Source organism: Virgibacillus aidingensis (assembly GCF_010994035.1).
Classification (GTDB): Bacteria; Bacillota; Bacilli; order Bacillales; family Amphibacillaceae; genus Virgibacillus_N.
On the sequence record NZ_WIXN01000001.1, the window covers coordinates 127,429 to 144,627 of the forward strand.

Here is a 17,199-nt window from a genome sequence, read left to right on the forward strand (position 1 = left end):
CTCATTTTGCTTTAAGGGTCAATGTCAGCTGTTCGTATGGGGTGTTTTTATAGGCTTCAATTAAGCCATACCGGGATATGTCTTTTTTAGCTAATTGCTTTTGTTTCAAACGGAAGGTTACTGAGTTATGAAATGGAAATGGATCAGTGATGATGGCAGCGTCGTTCTCCCATGAAAGATACATTTTTTCGGAAAGGTTCAGTGCTGCAGCCAGCGGAATTCCATCTTTAAAAAAAGGATGCTCATCTTTTTTTGCCGCACCTGGTTCATTAAGGCAGATATACAGGGAAATATTGTCGCCAAGCTGAACAAGTCCATAGTGAAAATCAAATAGTTCTTTTTTATAGTTTGGTGTATGATCAATAATTCTTTGCTGGCGCTCCTCTTCCTGGCGTATAAATGCCTGGGCTTCATCGGAAGTATTATTTGCAAGAAACCGCTTATAATGCTCGCTGCACAGGAGTCCTGCATAACGGTCATGCTGTTCAGTCTTATTAATCCCATCTGTATAAAGGGTGATCTTTGGGAGGACGGGAAACGTCACAAAAGTATGCGGGGCCTTATCTTTGTCATTCCAGAATGGCTGTTTGTCAAAGGGCGCCCAGCCGATATCATGCTTGTAAATAGCATAGTCTACTGATGATTTAAATGCTTTCCCTTTAAACAGATTTTCTTTCCAATGCTTCATAATTTCTCCTGAAACATATGCGTGGTTATCTTGTTCGATCATAATAAATGAATCCTCATGCTCTCTTACAATCATTCCATTCGCGTCCTTTCCTGTCCATTGTATGCTTACAGCTTAGCATGTTTTTCAATCCCGGAAAAAATAATTGCTTATTTACTGAAATTTAACAGGAAAGCGGAGGTTTTTTCATTAAAAAACCCGCACGCTTTTTATGCTAACCAGAGTGCAGGCTTTTCATTATATTAATTTATCAAATTTAAGCTGTTTATTCAGTGCATACATGATCGGTATGCCAGCTGCCAGAACAACAAACTCACCCGCCGCTGTTGTCAGCCATGTAAACAGAAATGGGAGTCCCAGCGCCAAATACAGTTCAAATGCAATAATGAACATGGTGAATGTAAAAACCAGTGTGTTTAATATTAAAAGTACCCACGCATTTTTGATATACTTCGCAATTTGGATAATAATAAGTAATGAAATCGCAGAGTGTGCTACACCGAATACGAGATCATACAATCCCAATGGTGAAAAAAATAAATTTGTGAGAAAAACACCTAATACTACACCGAAAAAAAGTTTTTTGTTAAATACTACGAGGTGATTAAACATTTCCGGAATCCGAAATTGGACATTCGTAAATCCAAAGGGCTGAATTACTGCCGATACAGCGATATATAAAGCTGCAAGCACTCCGTTCACTACCAAAACTCTTACATTCATTCAAATCTCTCCCTTAGTTTTTTTTGCCGTGGGATGGTTTCGAACCACGTGTTTGAGAAAAGCATCAAACTACTTTATTATAAAGCTAAATTTGGGAAATTCAATGGTTAATGCTCGGGAACATACCTGCTTGTTGACAATATTAAAGCGTAAAGTTATAATACTTACTATAAGTAACTTAGTTTAAAATAATAACTTTTATATAAAAGAGGGAGATATAATGGAAAAAAGATTTTTTGAGAAACCGGCCGTATACGTAAGTGAAGTAAATGTTAATGTTACAAATTTAAAAAAGTCTGTAGAGTTTTATCAGACAGTGATTGGTTTTCGTGTACTTGAAGAGACAAATGACCGGGCCATTTTAACAGCCGACGGGAAAACATCATTATTAACACTGGAGCAGCCGGAAGATGTTGTGCCAAAAGAAGGAAGAACCACCGGGCTTTATCATTTTGCCATTCTATTGCCATCCAGGGAAGACTTATCAGCATTTCTGAGACATATTGCACAATCAGGAATTCGTATAGGAGCTTCGGACCATTATGTAAGTGAAGCGATATATCTTTCTGATCCAGATGGTAATGGCATCGAAGTATACCATGACCGACCAGCCTCCGAATGGAGCTGGTCGGATGGACAGGTTGCGATGGCTACTGAACCGCTGGATGCGGAAGGAGTGCTTTCGGCCAGTGATAAAAAATGGAATGGGCTTCCGGAAGAAACCGTGATGGGGCATGTTCATTTGCATGCTGCTGACTTGGAAAAGACAGAACAATTTTACGTAAATGGACTTGGGTTTAAGGTGGTTACGAATTATCCAGGTGCTATATTCACTTCTACAGCGGATTATCACCACCATATTGCGTTAAATGTCTGGAATGGTGCTGGTGCGCCTGCCCCGAAAAGAAACAGTGCCGGGCTCAATTGGTTCAGCCTTCAATTTCCTGATGAGGAAACAAGGTCGGAAGCAGTAACGCGGTTACAGGATATGGGTGCCCGCGTAAAAAAAGAAGGAAATGTGTATATAGCGGAAGATCCATCAGAAATCAAAATCCAATTAAGGGTATAGCGGGGAGTTATTCCTCGCTATATTATTTTTTAAAGCTGCAGATGAATCGGCAAAGTTATGTAACCTTGTCCGGCTATAGGGGATCCCATTGCAATTGCCTTTGTCCGAGCTTGGCCAATCCCCGGTTTTTTGGTGCTGCAAGTATTTAACGTAATCCGACATGCATGGTAAAGTGCCTTGATTAACATTTCCGGCTGCAAACTATGACTGCAGGTGATTATAGCGATTTTTCTTTCATCTCTATCTGCTGTCGATATTTCCCGGGAAATGTATTTTTTTGAGCAATAATTGAAATTCCTGCCTTTGCATATTTATTCTTGTGTTATAATACTGGCAGTGTGTTAAATTAATGATGAATTGGCTATTAAACTAATGAAATTTGGAAAATAGGGTATGTATAAGGTATACCTCCACTAGGAAATAAAGAGAAAAGGAAGAAATTATGGCTTATATTTTACTGGTGATCGGCTTTGTTTTATTAATAAAAGGGGCAGATTATTTTGTTGATGGCTCGTCAAACATTGCCGGCCTGCTGCAGGTACCTTCTATCCTTATCGGGCTGACTATTGTAGCTTTTGGGACAAGTTCTCCTGAAGCAACAGTAAGTATTATTGCGGCTTTGGAAGGGAGTGCAGATGTTGCTCTTGGGAATATTGTGGGCAGTAACATTTTTAACCTCACACTTGTTGTAGGCGCAGCAGCTATTTTATATCCATTAACGGTCCAGAGTGAAACAACGAAAAAGGAGATTCCATTTACACTGTTGGCAAGTGGAGTATTGCTTGTCTTAATTAGTGATATATTTTTGCAGGGCTTGAGTGAAAATAGTATTAGCCGCAGTGATGGAATTATTCTTTTATTATTTTTAAGCATTTTTATGTATTATATCATAGAGACCGCGATGAGCAGCAGGAGTAATGGAAGCAATGCGAATCCCCCGAACGATGTGAAATGGGGAAAAAGTATACTGATTACGATTTTGGGACTGGCCGCAATTATCTTTGGGGGTCAGATGGTAGTTACCAACGGCACAGAAATTGCTTACGCTCTTGGTATGAGTGAAACGTTAGTGGGACTGACTATTATTGCAATTGGAACTTCTTTGCCTGAACTGGTTACATCGATTACAGCCGCACTGAAAAAAGAAAGTGAGATCGCACTTGGGAATATTGTTGGAAGCAATATATTTAATATCCTGTTTGTCCTTGGCGCATCCTCAGTCATTACACCACTTTCCGTAAATAATAAAATATTTGCAGATGTATATATGATGATTATTTTAACGATTCTCTTGCTAATATTCTCAAGAACCAATTACAGGATTGGAAAAAGAGAAGGAATAATGCTTGTCCTTAGTTATGTGATTTATATGATATTTATTATATTGCGGAATTAACATGAAAAACCGTCCCTTCACATCACGGGACGGTTTTTCATGTTAAAGCTTTCTATACCAGCTTTCGGCTGCTTCCACTTCACCCAATGTTAATTGGTGTCCGCCGCTTTCCCAATGCATTTCCACTTTTGCACCGGCTCCGGACAGTAATGACTGAAGTTCTTCCGATTCCTGAGCAGGGCATATAGGATCATTTTTTCCTGCGGCAATCAATACATCTTTTCCTGTTAAATCCGGCATATCCATGCCTCTTCTTGGTACCATGGGGTGATGAAGGGAAGCAGCACGTAATGCATCTTTATAATGGAACATCAGGCTTGCTGCAATATTGGCGCCATTGGAGTATCCGACTGCTACAATATTATTTCGGTCAAGATCATATTTTTCAGCAGCTTCATCCAGGAATTTATTTAATTCTTCTGTGCGATAAATAAGATCATCTTCATCAAATACACCTTCCGCCAATCTGCGAAAAAACCGCGGCATGCCGTTTTCTGAGACATTGCCCCTGACGCTTAATATATTGGCATCACGATCGATTCTTTCCGCCAAGGGCAATAAATCCTGCTCCGTACCCCCGGTGCCATGCAATAAAAGCAAAGTTGGCTTTGACTGATTACTTCCTTTTTGAAAAATATGTTTCATTGTGCTCCTCCTTTTTTATTTAGGACGTTGGATGGAAAATTGCTTGCCCAGTTTTGTGTAATCCGATCCTGCCAGACGGCTAACTGTGTTTAAAGCATAATAGTCAATTTTGCCGTCTTCCTGATATATTTCTCCTGCCAGATGATACTTTTTGATTCTCCCAATAATTAAATCTGTAGCGGTTTCTCCGTCACCTAATAAAATCGAATGTTCCAGCGTGCATTCCATACGAACTTTTGCTTCTTTGATCCCCGGTACGGAAACCATCTCACTTTTCGTCAGGGTCAGGCCTGCTTTTTTAATTTCACTTTGGTTTGCCGCCAGGGATGCGGCAGTGATATTTATTCTATCTACATACTCTTCATCGACACTATGCACGACGAATTCCTTTTGTTGTAAAATATTCCTGGCCGTATCCTTAGGAGATGTATCTTTTCGCTGAATAGCGAGAGAAATCATGGGAGGGTCAGCTGAAACCACATTAAAAAAGCTGAATGGCGCACCGTTAATGACACCTGTATGATTGCTGCTTGTAACAAAAGCGATCGGTCTTGGAATAATGGTTCCGGTTAATAGCTTGTAATTTTCTTTCGCTGTTTTATCTTTTGGACAAATTGAGGTCATAAAATTCTTTCTACTCGTCAAGATTTCTAACCTCCACCGGGATAAGTGTTTTTTCAAGACGTTCGCGATATTGCTCGTATTGATCTGGCAGTTTTAATGTGCTCCCCATTGTTTCCTGAGATTCATCATGCGCAAAACCAGGCGGGTCCGTAGCAATTTCAAATAAAATTTCTCCATGCTCTCTGAAATAAATGGCATTGAAATAATTTCTGTCTTTGACCGGTGTGACCATAAATCCATTTTGCTGCACTTGTTTTTTCCAATCCAATTGATCCTTGTCATCTTTTGCGCGCCAAGCTATATGATGAACTATGCCAACGCCCGTTTGCCCGCGTTCGTTTGTGGTTGTTTTGACATCAATAATATTTCCGATATCTCCGTAAGACCTTAAACGAACCAAGTTATCTTGTTCACCGATTCTTTCCAGTCCCATCACATCTTCAAGCAGCTCAGTTGTCTTAGCTGGCTGGGACGAATACAAAGTTGCGCCTGCAAAACCTTTAATGGCGGTATCAGATGTGATTTCTCCAATATTCCAGGCATTTTTTTCTCCATTCTCACGTTCCACAAGCTCCAGTTTCAGACCATGCGGGTCAGTAAAACTGAGATATGTTTCACCAAAACGTTTATGTGTGCTATAGGGAATACCGAATTTTTTCAGCCTGTCTTCCCAAAAAGACAAAGTTCCGACTGGAACAGCATAGGAGGTAATCCCAACCTGACCGTCACCGATCTTTCCCTGCTGAGCATCTGCCCAAGGGAAAAAAGTGATGATGGTACCGGGGTTCCCGTCTTCATTTCCAAAATACAAATGATAGGTACCTGGGTCATCAAAGTTGACTGTCTTTTTCACCATTCTCAAACCTAATACCCCTGCATAGAAATCAGCATTTTCCTGTGGGTGTCCAACAATCGCTGTAATATGGTGAATGCCAGCTGTTTTTTTCATTATGATTGATCTCCCTTTTTGCCAACTCTTTTCAGTACATCAATGACCGTTTCTTTTTCTTCCTCCGAAACGTCTGAAAATAATTCCTCAATAACTTGCTGATGCTTGGGAAAAATTTCATCCATCAGTGCTGTTCCATTTTCTGTGATATCAATATATACCACACGACGGTCTTCCTGGCAGTGCCTGCGTTTAACGTAGCCTTTCTTTTCAAGCTTATCAATAACGTAGGTAATGGATCCGGTATTGATCAGAACGGCATTTGAGATGTCGCGTACGGTCTGGCTGCCTTTATGATACAATGCTTCAAGTACAGTAAAATCAGAGCTTTTCATTCCGTGGCTGCTAATATCTTTTTTAATCATTTCTTCAAGCGTTTTTGAAGATTTCATGATGACAACAAATGCTTTTAACGCTAAATTTTCTTTTTTCACCTATTTTCACCTCACAGCTTTTTAACTATATTTAATCTTAATTAATATATTTTGAATTAAATATAATTATAAACTACTATAGAAATGTTGTCAATGGCTTCGATTCTGCACGCGTTATTATTTTCTCTTAAAATACAGAAGTCATTACTTTCACGTGGAAGTTGTGATCCTCCTGATTTTACGTATGTTTCCTCCGCCGGATTAGTTCAGTTTGAATTTAACGTGTGTCACTTAAAAAATGTCTCAGCCTCTTTAAAAGAAAAACTTCTGCTCCAGGTTCCATTCCCTTTTCCGCTGAGAATTCATTTCCATCAAACAGATCTAAGTAATGTAAGATACCACCCTGCTGCTGTTTTGTCTACGGAGGTGCAGGATGAATAACAAAATTATAATTCAATTCATACTTTGCCGATAAATATAGTTGACATTTTAAAAATTCCCATGTAATATGGTAACAAATTTAATATATTTCTTATCAAGAGCGGTGGAGGAATCTGGTCCGATGAGCCCGCAGCAACCATTCACAAGTAAATTCGTGTGGAACGGTGCTAATTCCAGCAGACATTCGTCTGAAAGATAAGAAGGGCGCGCACCTATAATTGATTATTTTACCCCCTTTTTATCTTTTGGATAAAAAGGGGGTTTTTGCTGTTCATAAATAATGGATGAACTAAACTACCGATTTTTAGGAGGGAAACAAGGAAAATATGGAAAATAGGCAAAATAAAAATCATCGAACGATACGAGTATTCACTAACAAAATTGGAAAGTTCGCCAATGAAACTAACATAAGGGATTTCAGTTTTACGATAGATGAACCGGAAAAATTAGGAGGAACAAATAAGGCACCGACCCCAATGGAATATATTTTGGGTTCGTTTAACGGTTGTATATTAATTGTTATTGAAATGATTGCTGAGGAAATTCACTTTTCTATTGATAATCTCTCTGCTGAAACGCATGGGATCCTTGATCGGCGGGGGCTGGCAGGAACAGCAGATGTAAGTCCGCACTTCCATCAAGTAAAAAATACGGTTGTCATTGAAACGACTGAGAGCAGCGAGTCCATTGCGGAACTAAAAAATCTGGTTAAAAAAAGGTGTCCGGCCTATAATCTTTTCCGGGATGCTGGTATTGACATTGAACTTGATTGGAAGAAGGCTGAAAACTTGGGGGGAAAATAATGACTTCTTATGGGTTTTGGATGATTGCTTTTGCGCTTATATATACACTGTTGTTAATTATTGCCGGTAATGTAGCGAAAAGAAAGGCTTCAAATGGGGAGAATTTTTTTATTGGAGGACGGAATTTCAGATGGTGGACGGTAGCGTTTTGTATAACTGGGCTATTCTCCGGCTCTACCTACATATCGATAGTTGAACTCTCCTACTTAACAGGGGTTTCCGCCATCTGGTATGGTGTTGCCGAAACGGTACAGGTGCTGATTATTGCTTTCCTCATGATTAAGCCTTTTCGTAACAGCATGATGGTGACAGTGTCCGGGCTGATTGGTGATAAATTTGGAAGAGGTGCAAAAGCTATATCAGGAGCCATTACAGCTTTTGCTTTTCCGATGTGGTCTGTTGCTACCGCTATCGCATTTGCTTCTGCATTAAATGTGTTTACGGATATTTCGCTGAGCTTTGCTGTTGCTTTCACTGCGCTGCTGCTATTTGTATACCTGCAGGCTGGGGGAATGTGGTCTGTTGCTTTCACACAATCAATGAATACGATTATGTTTTTGATCATGTTTATTGTTGGTATGATCGCATTTTTTATCAATCCCGGAATTTCAGGCTTACAGCAGCTGGCTGTGGACCGCCCGGAAATGTTCCATCTTGGTGGTGCCGGACTTCAAGTGATTGTTGCTTGGTTTGGAACTTTTTTGGTAAATGTTATATTAGCCCAGGCAGCTTTCCAAATGGCTTTATCGTGCAAGACGCCTGAAGAGGGAAAAAAAGGAATGATCGGTGCCGTATTTATGGGTGTTCCATTTATTATCTGCGGGGTATTGTTTGGGTTAGCAGCAGCTATTGTGGTTCCGGATGGAAACCTGGGACTAATTGCGTTGCCGCAGTACTTGATGGAAGTATTGCCTGCACCGCTTGTCGGACTGTTTTTCCTGGGAGTATGGGCATGTGCACTTGGCTGGGGCGGCCCCTGCCAATTTTCCGGTGCCACCAGTCTTGGTAAAGATGTGGGAAGTGCAATCTTTCCGGGAGCAGACAATCAGCAATTGGTAAAATATACGAAGTGGTCACTGCTTCTTTTAACCGGGTTAATGATCGTATTTGGGTTATTGAGGACAGAGCAATCTGCCTGGTGGAATGTGCTGGCATGGACCGTGAGAAATTCTGCCACTTTCGCGCCTGTCGTTGCTGCAATATTCTGGCCGGTTGTAACCCAGAGTGCTGTGGTAAGTTCGCTGCTTACCGGTTTTGCATCCGGCTTAATCTGGTACTATTTGGGCGGATGGCATCCAACTTCTTTTTTCCTTGATATACATCCGGTTTGGATCGGTATGTCAGCGAATATTGCCTTCTTGCTTATTGTTACATTAATAACTGCGCATGGCCGATGGATTGTTAATTATCGCAACACATCGGTAAAGGGAATTATATCTGTACTGACAAGTGTTCTGCTGCTGACAGTAACCATTATATTTTTTGATACCCTGCACCAGGTTGGATTAGTTGGCCTGTTTGGCTTTGCAGCTATTCTCTCTTTGTTTATTACAGGGATTATTTATATTAAACCGAAGCACATTCAAATTGCACCAGTTGCAAGAACAGTAAACGAATAGGGATGGCTGAGACATTTTAAGGGGATGAATACCTTGTTTGGAATAAGCTAATGATCATTAAACCAGCAGTTGCCAATTATATTTCAACTGCTGGTTTTTAATATGCTGTCTAATCTTTTAAAAACCGGGATGCTTTCTATATGACAATTAATTGTCACGGTTTTCCAATTCTTTTTTTCTCGCCATCAGATGTTTAAAAGCTTCATCAAGTTCTTCAGAAGGCTCCAAACTAAGTTTGCTTAATACTTCGGAAATTTTGGTTTCAACAACTTGCAGTTCGTCTTCGTTGGGATCTGCTATAGAGGGAATATGGTTTTTATATTCGGGATAGGACCCTTCGAATAAAGCAATCTCTTTATTTTCGATCGTGAGAATACGTGAAGCAATATTTTTAAGAAACCTTCGATCATGTGAAACGACCAGTACTGTTCCTGCATAGTCTTTTAATAGATCTTCCAGTGCTTCGAGTGCATCAATATCGAGAAAATTAGTCGGTTCATCCAAAAGAAGTGTATTAACTTCACTAACAAACAATTTGGCAAAAGATACTTTCACCCGCTCTCCGCCGCTTAATACATCAACTTTTTTATATACGTCATCCCGGTAAAAATGCAATCTGGCAAGCACTGTGCGAACAAAGGTTTCGTCCTGTTTGGATGTCTTACTGACATTTTCCAGGATGGATTTATTGACATCAAGCACATCCAGGTTTTGGCTGAAATAGCCAATTTTCATGGCAGGGGAGAGCGTAATTCCCTCAGATTCATTCATTATCTTTTTCAGAAGTGTTGTTTTTCCTGTTCCATTTTTTCCAAGAATAGCTATTTTGTCTCCGCCTCTCACATGAAAGCTGGTTTCCTTCCAAAGAATGCGATCCTTTATCTTTCCGGTTAAATTTTCCACGCGTAAAACGATTTTTCCTTGAAACGTTTTTTCATGGGGAAGATTCATTTTAACAGGCGGTGTTTCTTTTACTTTTTCTGCTTTCTCCATCTTTTCCAACCGGGTTTCCATGGATTTTGCCGCCTTGCGCAGCTTCTTTTGTTTATTGGCAAAGTATGGCTTGGCTCCTTTTACGTTAGCTTCAGAAGGACTGATATTTTTAGGCTTTTTCGTTGCCCGCTGTGCTTTTGTTTCTTTTTCTTCCAGCGCTCTTTCCAGCTGCTTTTTCTTTTTCACATACTGGTCGTATTCATTTTCCTGCTGTCTTATTTCCAGCTCTTTTTGCAAAACGTAGTCCGAATAATTTCCTTTGTACACTGTAAGCTTTCCGTTATCCAGCTCCCAAATCAGGCTGCACTGGGAGTCAAGAAATTCCCGGTCATGGGAGACGATCACAATGGCGCCCTGCCATTTGGAAAATTGGTTTTCCAGTTTTTCGATATGCTCCATATCCAGATTTGTTGTTGGTTCATCTGCAAAAAGGATATCTGTTTTTCTGGCTATTGAAGCGTTGATATACTCCTGTGTTATTTCTCCACCGCTTTTGGTTGTCCGGGTGTTTTTCAGCTGGGGCAGGAGCTGCAGCGTACCATATCTGGTGACAGTGCCTTCCTCTGGATTTAAATTGCCTGCAAGTACATCCAGCAGCGTCGTTTTTCCGCTGCCGTTTTTTCCAACTAATCCGATGCGGGCTTTCTTTTGGATTTTCAGATTTTCCACTTCAAATAGCAGATGATCTTTTATATAGACTTTTAAATGATTGGCTTCCAGTAACATCATACATTTCATCTCCATTTCATCATTATACGGAGACAAAAAAGCCTCCTGTTCCTTTTCAGAATAGGAGGCATTTCGGCAGAAAAAGAGAGACTGCTCCCTTTAGACAGAAACACAAATATACCATCCTATTCTGAAAAATCCAGTTGAAAGCACAACAAAATAAAGCAGAGATTTCTGCTGTTTGCCATGCATTCACTTGAATATTTTCGAAAAATAGGATTAGTATTTCATGTCCTCTTGGTTCACCCTTCCGTTTTAAGTTACTGACAGTATATAGGAAATGGCTTTTGTTGTCCAGAGGGCGTTCAGGATAGTAAGAACATTGGAAAGCTGCAAGAACAGGGACAATAAAGCATGTAACCATTTTTAGTTTCAAACAAACGATTGAACAACAAGTGAGAAAGATTAGAAAGCAAAAAACGTTGTGGGTATTAGAAATTGGCAGACCGCATAAAAAAACCGGAAAATCGGCTTTTTAAGGAATAACTTAAATAATCTTATTAACGGATATTTTGAATATATTGCGCATCGTGATAGTATAAGGGCAAATATAAACTATAGGGAAGGTGACGGAAATGGGAGTCTGCAACATTGACCATTCACATGACTCAGTGGTGAAGAAGCTGAACAGTCAGGAAGCATTTTTGCCGGTAGTGTTATATGAAAAAATACATCGCTTTTTGGAAAATGATCTTTCCCAGGAAAAACTAAACGAGTTATTTCATCTTTTGAAAAAATATGATTTGGCTGCAGAAGAGGAAAGGGAAAATAGGAATAAAAAATTTGCTGCTATGATAAGTTAGAAAAAAAGACTCCCGTACCCGCTATGGCCGGGAGTTTCTTCATCATTATTTTTCTTTCGCCGCTTTTGCCATCTGATTCCAAATGGAGCCTTCTGCTTCCTTGCCGCTTTCGATTCTGGCAAGAGCCATTTTCACCTGCATCCTTACTTCAAATTCTGGGTCATCCAAGGCTTCGCGAAGAGCCGGAATGGCTGTTTCATCGCCAACTTCATATAAGAACATGGCTGCCCGCCAGCGGACTATACGGCTTTTATCCGATAATGTTTTAATCATTTCCGGGATTGCTTCTGCAAATCCAAGGTCTGATAAACAGTCTCCTGCGGTTCTTCTCACGTTTACAGCCTTATCCTTTAACGCTTTATATAAATACGGAAGTGTCTCCGGTTCTTCAATCATTCCCAAATAAGCGGTAGCAAGCCGCCGGACAGATGCTTTTTCATCATCAAGCGCTTTATCGAGCACGGGAAGATCTTCTTTTTTCGGATTCATGCGATCCAGTGCAGCATACCTGTCTTTCCAGTTCGGCTGATCGAGCATTTCCGGCGTTACTTTCTTCGGTCTGCGTTCTTCAGCCTGTGATTCATTATTTAAAGCCAGCTTCACCAGTTCATTTAATCGCTCGGAATCGTAGGTGGCTGACAATTCCTCGACTACATCATGGCCTATTTCATCCATATCGCCATACCGCGGTTTTTGTTCTGACCACGTCCGTTCCATTAAATAATTATCAGAGGCCTCCGCTGCTTTCATTGCTGCTTCCATAAATCTTTCGGGAAGGGCAAAGCGCTTTTCCTTGTCCCCGTCGTCCAGTTTTACCTGTGTCGGTATATAACGGATCATTTGAATAAACACACTAACCTCTCCGAAAGCATCATCGGCCTGATCCGCTGCTTTAGAAAATAAATCAGCGTCTTCATCATCAGAACCAAGCACTTTTCTTACTTCCGGCAGAATTTCTTCCCATGGAACTCGCGGATTTCTTTCCAAGGCAATAAAGTCAATTACACGGTACAATCCTTTCACTCCATTGATCGCAAATAGTTCTTTTATATATACCGGTGCATCACTTAAATCATCATTGAGTTTATAATTTTCCGTTTGACCATCAGGCAGCTTTTCATCCACATTGATTTTCATGGAATATGGACTGGGAGTTGGTTCCATTGAAACAATTTTCATTTACTTCTACCCCTTTTTCTGCAGGTTTCTTTAAGATTGATACTATCAAAGATATAAGGAATTATCCAATACAGAGGATTCCCTATGCTGCGGCCTAATTGTAACCTTTAATTCATCCCGAATAATACTTGTTAAATGAAGTGAAATAGTGATATAAGTAAAGAAACAGAAAAATGGAATGGACTTTATAAGGAGAAATATAATGGCTAAACAAAAATATTATGTTGTTTGGACCGGTAGGAAACCAGGCATATACACCAATTGGGAAGATTGTAAAGCACAAACAGATGGTTTTAATCAGGCGAAATTCAAAGTATTTACAAGCAGGGAACAGGCGCAAAAAGCTTACCGGGAAGGCTGGCAGCAATATTGGGGAAAAGCGAATAAGCAAAGCAAGGGTAAGCCGGAGAGCCAATATGATTCCAATTTAAGCTCACCTTATGAAACTGACATTGATTACGATAGTATTTCTGTAGATGTCGGGACGCATGGTAACCCCGGACCGGTAGAATATCAGGGAGTCGATACACGAACTGGTAAGGTGATTTTTTCATATGGACCTATTGGAAAAGGTACAAACAATTTGGGGGAGTTTCTGGCCATTGTGCATGCATTAGCCTATTTACAAAAACTGGGCAGCAATAAAACGGTGTATTCCGATTCTGAAAATGCGATCAAATGGGTAAAGAGAAAGGCTGTATCTACTACACTAAAAAGAGATGCATCCACGGAGGAAATATGGCGATTGATTGACCGAGCTGTTTACTGGTTGAAAAATAATTCATATAGAAATAAAGTACTTAAGTGGAACACGAAAAAGTGGGGGGAGATTAAAGCGGACTATGGCCGGAAGTGAGTTTAATGAACAGGTATATTATGTATGGGACGGTGGTTATTTAAAATGAAAGAATGGTGGAACAGAAAGAAAAAGAAGACAAGAAAGCACAAAAAAAGCAGCAGTGATTATACGTTTTTCGATTTAATATTAGATATATTACTTTGGGTACCAGAGATAATTTTGTTGCCATTTAGGCTGCTGTTTTGGTTGGCAAGGGGTCTGATAAGATCTATATCTGATATGTTTTAGTTAAAGGTTAGTCGTAATAAATTGCAAAATAACTATTTCGTGGTAAATGATTATTCTTTTTGAAGAATAAATAAATGCATAAATCCCGTATGGTTCAGTTCTTACGGCACTGGATTATTTTTTTGTAAACTAAGATTAGCGGGTAACATCATTCTCCGGTGATTTTCCCCGCTAACCTTCGTATGTTTAGTATACATTTTTGCTTATATTTAATAGAGAAATTGCAGCTTTGCACCTGGTATCAATTTGATTCCTTTTGGGCATTTTTTTCATATGCTATCGGCTTTTTTCCGTTTTACCGGCTTTATCTTTTTCAAACAAAACAAGCAGTCCCGGAAGCAATACACCGCGGATCAGGAAGGTGTCCATCAAAATTCCGACAGCTACAATAAAACCAAACACGAATAAAAACTCAATCGGCTGGGTCATTAATACTGCAAAAGTTGCAGCAAGAATCAGCCCTGCTGAGGAAATTACTCCTCCGGTGTTCGATACTGCAAGCTCCACTGCTTTTTTCACCGGGTGTTTTTTCCGCTCCTCCATGAAGCGTGACACCAGGATGATGTTATAGTCAATCCCAAGTGCGACCAGGAAGACAAAAGAGTACATCGGCACCCTGTTGCTTATATTTTCAATACCAAAGAACAACTCGGTTAAAAACATACCCAGCCCCAGCGCAGCCACATAAGAGACAAGAATGGTACCCATCATATAAATTGGCATCCTGAATGATCCAGTCAGAAAAATAAGCATCACAAAAATCAGTATTGTTTCAAATGTCATGACAACAGCAAGGTCCCGGTTATTGACGGAACGATCATCGATGGCAGCAGCTGTTTCCCCGGAAAAATACAGCTCTCCGGTGATTCCTCTATTCTCCAGGATCTTATCGGCATTCGTGATAGTCTCTTCCAGATGGTCCATCACTTCGTTGGAATATGGATTAGCAGCAAACGTCATGCTGAAGGAAATCACCTGCTCATCTTCGGTAATTCCATCCACCCGTACGTTGCTTACAAGTTCATGATCAGCCAAGTCGGACTTGAGCGATTCCCGCACTTCCTCACTGATTGCCTCATCCGATTCATAAAGCACCGTGGTAGGAGCCAAATCGCCGGGGGAGAATTTTTCCTCCAAAAGAGCATAACCTTCACGGGATGGCATATCTTCCGGGAAGGATTTTAAATTATTAAATTCATAGCTCGTATTAAGTACATTGGATGCTGAAATTAGAAGAAAGACACCAATAATGCCAATGGAAATAATGGGCTTTCTGGTAACAATGCGGCCAACCCTGCTCCAGAAAGAACTCGATTTAATATGCTGATCGCCGACACGCGGAATGAGCGGCCAAAATGACTTTCTGCCAAAAATCGTAAATAAAGCCGGAACAAGGGTAACTGATGACAAAATGACTACCACCATGGTGGTTCCAAATATAGGTGCAAAGTTGCGTGAATCCTCATATTGCGCAAAGAATAAGACAAGCATTGCTGCCAGTACTGTGGCACCCGAATAAAATACTGGTATGCCCACGTTTCTCATCGATTCACGCATTGCTTCATGCTTACTGTCATATGTTTTCAGCTCCTCTCTATAGCGGGAAAAAACGAATAGAGAGTAGTCAATCACAGAAGCAAATAATAATATACTCATAATGGATAAGGACTGGTTGCTTAGCAGTAATCCGCCCTGTCCCAGAATTCCCAGCAGCTGGTTGACGATCATGTAAACAAACCCTGCAGCCAGCAGTGGGATTAATGCCAGCGCAGGCGAACGGTAAATAACAATTAACAATATCAGTATAATACCTACAGTGGAGAAAATAAGAACCAGATCCGCTCTTGCAAACAGGTCATTTGTATCCGCTGCTATCCCCGCGGGACCCGTAACATATAATGTTAATCCGGTTCGCTCTGCAATCTGGTAAATTTGTTCAAGCGAATCCTTAATATCCGTTGTTTCATAAGCTGGATCAAAGTTTAATGGAATAATTGCTGTAGTACGATCCTCTGAGAAAAAACCTTTTGTGGCCTCTGGTGGCAATTCACTCAAAGGAACAATAGATTCGATCCCAGGCACGCCTTCATCCTCTATACCGGATATAGCATCCGTCAAATCTGCCAGTTCAAGCTCCGAATCATGGTTTTGGAATACGAGAATGGCCGGGATGCCATCATTATTTTCAAAGTAATCATCCGTTTTTCCCTGGGCAATCACGGATTGTGCATCATCAGGCAGGGAATCTAAACTGCTGACTTCGTAATCTTTTGCACCCGGCGCAAATACAGACAGAAGTATTGCTGCGGCGAGCCAAACAGCAATTGTAACCCACATTCCTTTTTTCGTTATTACCCGGTCTGTAACATAATGTAAAAGTTTATTCATCATTTAATTCCTTTCTGAGCGACGTAAAGTGATTGACACCTGTGTCACTATATTATTACCAAAGTGACACAGGTGTCAATCATATCTATGTGAACATTCCGTGACGTATAATCTCTTTTATCGACGTTTTCCATTTTTCCTCAGGAATATTAAAGTGATTAGGTATATCGACTGTTTGAAATATAAATCCCAAAATAAGACCATCAGGGATAGAATCCCTTAATATACCTTCCTGTCTGCCGAGATTTACAAAGTCCTGTAAATACTTATACATATCCTGGTGAAGTTCCTTTAATCGTTCCAGGTTGTTTTTCACTTGGCGGTTAATTGCAGGAACGTGGAAAACCATGCCCCGGACCTGGTGGGTTTCATTATCCTCCAATATAACGTCAAGAAGAAAATCAAATTGTGCATGAAAACCACGGTATTTATTAATATCTTTCAGCTCAACCAAAAATTTCTCCATTTCATAGAGCATGTATTCCGTTATTAATTCTTCTTTGTTATCGAAATACTTATATATATTCCCTCTGGATACGTTTAATTCATCGGCAACCTTACTGATAGTAAATCCATTGTAGTTGTGTTGAAGAAGGGTATTTTTTGTGGTCTCGTATAATTTTTTTTTAGTAAATTTGCGCTCCCGTGCCATAAGCTCACCTCAGTATCATTATAATCCAAGAGAATGA

At 40.2% G+C, this 17,199-nt stretch carries 16 protein-coding genes and 2 riboswitches; of the genes, 6 read left to right on the forward strand and 10 right to left on the reverse strand.

From position 1 onward, the window contains the following. Position 1 precedes the first annotated feature (1 nt). Positions 2 to 763 carry a DUF3891 family protein gene (locus tag GHD25_RS00665; RefSeq protein WP_164214416.1) on the reverse strand — a complete coding sequence of 254 codons (762 nt, stop codon included), beginning with the start codon at positions 761 to 763 and terminating at the stop codon, positions 2 to 4. 162 nt (positions 764 to 925) lie between these two features. Continuing rightward, a complete protein-coding gene (locus GHD25_RS00670) occupies positions 926 to 1,411 on the reverse strand; it encodes a QueT transporter family protein (protein WP_164214417.1) in 486 nt (161 codons plus the stop codon). 7 nt (positions 1,412 to 1,418) lie between these two features. Next, positions 1,419 to 1,465: riboswitch (PreQ1 riboswitch) on the reverse strand. 166 nt (positions 1,466 to 1,631) lie between these two features. Between GHD25_RS00670 and GHD25_RS00675 the strand changes: the two genes are divergently transcribed. Then, positions 1,632 to 2,480: a VOC family protein gene (locus GHD25_RS00675; RefSeq protein ID WP_164214418.1), complete on the forward strand. Its 849-nt coding sequence runs from the start codon at positions 1,632 to 1,634 to the stop codon at positions 2,478 to 2,480. A 442-nt stretch (positions 2,481 to 2,922) separates the two neighbouring features. Next, positions 2,923 to 3,876, forward strand: a complete 954-nt coding sequence (locus GHD25_RS00680) for a calcium/sodium antiporter (RefSeq protein ID WP_164214419.1) — start codon at positions 2,923 to 2,925, stop codon at positions 3,874 to 3,876. A 42-nt stretch (positions 3,877 to 3,918) separates the two neighbouring features. Here GHD25_RS00680 and GHD25_RS00685 read toward each other — a convergent pair whose 3' ends face one another. The 4 genes from GHD25_RS00685 to GHD25_RS00700 are packed head-to-tail and all read right to left on the reverse strand — an operon-like array spanning position 3,919 to position 6,528. After that, positions 3,919 to 4,521 carry an alpha/beta hydrolase gene (locus GHD25_RS00685; protein ID WP_164214420.1) on the reverse strand — a complete coding sequence of 201 codons (603 nt, stop codon included), beginning with the start codon at positions 4,519 to 4,521 and terminating at the stop codon, positions 3,919 to 3,921. A 15-nt stretch (positions 4,522 to 4,536) separates the two neighbouring features. Beyond that, positions 4,537 to 5,145, reverse strand: coding sequence for a flavin reductase family protein (locus tag GHD25_RS00690; RefSeq protein ID WP_164214647.1), 609 nt, complete (start codon positions 5,143 to 5,145; stop codon positions 4,537 to 4,539). 10 nt (positions 5,146 to 5,155) lie between these two features. Next, entirely contained in the window at positions 5,156 to 6,097 is a 942-nt protein-coding gene (locus GHD25_RS00695) for a ring-cleaving dioxygenase (protein ID WP_164214648.1), read from the reverse strand. Beyond that, the gene (locus GHD25_RS00700; RefSeq protein WP_240452165.1) at positions 6,094 to 6,528 is read right to left on the reverse strand and encodes a MarR family winged helix-turn-helix transcriptional regulator; all 435 of its coding nucleotides are present in this window, start codon (positions 6,526 to 6,528) and stop codon (positions 6,094 to 6,096) included. The genes GHD25_RS00695 and GHD25_RS00700 overlap by 4 nt, the downstream gene beginning before the upstream one ends. 469 nt (positions 6,529 to 6,997) lie before the next feature. Beyond that, positions 6,998 to 7,111: riboswitch (SAM riboswitch) on the forward strand. 124 nt (positions 7,112 to 7,235) lie between these two features. Between GHD25_RS00700 and GHD25_RS00705 the strand changes: the two genes are divergently transcribed. Together GHD25_RS00705 and GHD25_RS00710 are read left to right on the forward strand one after the other, a co-directional pair. Further along, positions 7,236 to 7,712: an OsmC family protein gene (locus GHD25_RS00705; protein ID WP_164214421.1), complete on the forward strand. Its 477-nt coding sequence runs from the start codon at positions 7,236 to 7,238 to the stop codon at positions 7,710 to 7,712. Continuing rightward, positions 7,712 to 9,331, forward strand: coding sequence for a sodium:solute symporter family protein (locus GHD25_RS00710; protein ID WP_164214422.1), 1,620 nt, complete (start codon positions 7,712 to 7,714; stop codon positions 9,329 to 9,331). The genes GHD25_RS00705 and GHD25_RS00710 overlap by 1 nt, the downstream gene beginning before the upstream one ends. Before the next feature lie 147 nt (positions 9,332 to 9,478). Here GHD25_RS00710 and GHD25_RS00715 read toward each other — a convergent pair whose 3' ends face one another. Continuing rightward, a complete protein-coding gene (locus GHD25_RS00715; protein WP_164214650.1) occupies positions 9,479 to 11,053 on the reverse strand; it encodes a Vga family ABC-F type ribosomal protection protein in 1,575 nt (524 codons plus the stop codon). Between the two features lie 575 nt (positions 11,054 to 11,628). Here GHD25_RS00715 and GHD25_RS00720 point away from each other — a divergent pair. Continuing rightward, positions 11,629 to 11,856 (forward strand): group-specific protein, encoded by a 228-nt coding sequence (locus tag GHD25_RS00720; protein WP_164214423.1) that lies wholly within the window; start codon positions 11,629 to 11,631, stop codon positions 11,854 to 11,856. Between the two features lie 45 nt (positions 11,857 to 11,901). On the opposite strand, the gene GHD25_RS00725 is transcribed toward GHD25_RS00720, so the two are convergent. Continuing rightward, the gene (locus tag GHD25_RS00725; RefSeq protein ID WP_164214424.1) at positions 11,902 to 13,035 is read right to left on the reverse strand and encodes a conserved virulence factor C family protein; all 1,134 of its coding nucleotides are present in this window, start codon (positions 13,033 to 13,035) and stop codon (positions 11,902 to 11,904) included. Positions 13,036 to 13,237: 202 nt separating this feature from the next. Between GHD25_RS00725 and rnhA the strand changes: the two genes are divergently transcribed. Next, positions 13,238 to 13,891, forward strand: coding sequence for a ribonuclease H (gene rnhA, locus GHD25_RS00730; protein ID WP_164214425.1), 654 nt, complete (start codon positions 13,238 to 13,240; stop codon positions 13,889 to 13,891). A 507-nt stretch (positions 13,892 to 14,398) separates the two neighbouring features. Here rnhA and GHD25_RS00735 read toward each other — a convergent pair. Together GHD25_RS00735 and GHD25_RS00740 are read right to left on the reverse strand one after the other, a co-directional pair. Beyond that, a complete protein-coding gene (locus tag GHD25_RS00735) occupies positions 14,399 to 16,510 on the reverse strand; it encodes an MMPL family transporter (protein ID WP_164214651.1) in 2,112 nt (703 codons plus the stop codon). 85 nt (positions 16,511 to 16,595) lie between these two features. Next, positions 16,596 to 17,162 carry a TetR/AcrR family transcriptional regulator gene (locus tag GHD25_RS00740; protein ID WP_164214426.1) on the reverse strand — a complete coding sequence of 189 codons (567 nt, stop codon included), beginning with the start codon at positions 17,160 to 17,162 and terminating at the stop codon, positions 16,596 to 16,598. Positions 17,163 to 17,199 lie beyond the last annotated feature (37 nt).